Genomic DNA, 979 nt, shown 5'->3' with positions numbered 1-979 from the left:
AAGAGTGGCAGGCATTAGCCACAAATACTGCAAACCCATTCACAGAAAGGATGGTTACGCCTATGGTTGAAAGATTGACGGGGACTCAAGTCCCCCTGTCGCGTTTCCTCCCCGGTCTAAAGACACGGGGCTTCCACGCGAGCAAGAGGTTTACGTGAATTCCAAATTAAAGCCTTATGAATGAACCCACAAACTCCGCCGTTTCCGACGCCTCAATCGATCTTGCCGCGATTCGTTCCAAATTAAAAACCGCCCCCGAAAAAACTCAACTCAAGCTGATGCAACAACTCAGCGAAATCGGAGAAGCGGGATTAAACGTCATCAAAGAATCGTTGCAAGAGCAACGGGATAAACCCCCCAGTGCAGTGCAGGGAAAAGCCTATCAACTGTTGTTAAACAGCAATTCATCAGCGATCGCAGAATTTCTCGCTACCGAGTTTCCCACCGGCCTGGTCCCGGAGCGATCGGAAAACAACATCGACTATTCCGAACTCCAAAAGCTATTAGCCAAACAGGAATTTCAATCTGCCGACAAATTAACCCTGCAAAAGCTCTGCGAGAACGCCGGGCCGGATGCAGTGCAACGCAAATGGTTGTACTTCACCGAAGTCGATAAAATTCCCGTCACCGACTTGCAAACCATCGATACCCTGTGGCGAGTGTACTCCGAGGGCAAATTTGGCTTTTCCGTACAGCGAGAAATTTGGCTCGGCGTCGGGAAAAATTGGGAGAAGATGTGGCCGAAAATTAATTGGAAAGAAGGCAACATTTGGACCCGATATCCCGGCGGGTTTACCTGGGATTTGAGCGCGCCGCGCGGTCACTTGCCCCTGTCGAATCAGTTGCGCGGGGTGCGAGTTATTGAAAAACTCCTCACCCATCCCGCCTGGGAATAGAATCTGATGTCAGGGACTCCGTAGAAACCAACCCCATGTCTAAAGCCAGGGGCTTGTACTTCTAACCACCTGACCAGCCTAAA

The 979-nt window shown here is 50.5% G+C and carries 1 protein-coding gene; it reads left to right on the top strand.

Annotated features, from left to right (window positions below; all coding sequences use genetic code 11):
- Positions 1-176: 176 nt before the first annotated feature.
- Positions 177-896 (top strand): GUN4 N-terminal ARM-like repeat domain-containing protein, encoded by a 720-nt coding sequence (locus AC0QH1_RS22400; protein ID WP_324633570.1) that lies wholly within the window; start codon positions 177-179, stop codon positions 894-896.
- Positions 897-979 lie beyond the last annotated feature (83 nt).

The organism is Phormidium sp. CCY1219 (assembly GCF_055795085.1).
Note: the sequence above shows the minus strand (reverse complement) of the source record. Positions and strands in the feature narration are given on the sequence as shown.